At 60.4% G+C, this 336-nt stretch carries 1 pseudogene; it reads right to left on the reverse strand.

Annotated elements, in window-relative coordinates:
* Nucleotides 1-336: pseudogene (locus PZH32_RS11975) on the reverse strand (hypothetical protein); the annotation flags it as partial.

Raw genomic sequence — 336 nt, forward strand, 5'->3', positions numbered from 1 at the left:
CCGCACCGCCTCGGGGTTCTCGGCGTCGCGGTCGATAAGGGTGGAGAAGCCCAGGATGGCGTTCAAGGGCGTACGAAAATCGAGGCTCATGGAGGACAGGAAACTGCTCTTTGCCTGATTCGCGTCCTCGGCCGCCTGCTTGGCATCCACCAGCTTCTGGCGAATGTCGTGCTCGTCGGTGACGTCGGTCAGCGAGTAGATGATCTTCTCCTGGCCGTCGAGCTTGACCCCGTGGCTGGTAATACGCAGACACATGGAACGGCCCAACTTGCTGTTAAAGCACTCGAACTCCCAGCTACGCAGCGCATCGGGCATGCCATCGTTCACTCCGGCATG

Origin of the sequence: Adlercreutzia equolifaciens (assembly GCF_029076695.1) — a bacterium.
Taxonomy (GTDB): domain Bacteria; phylum Actinomycetota; class Coriobacteriia; order Coriobacteriales; family Eggerthellaceae; genus Adlercreutzia; species Adlercreutzia equolifaciens_A.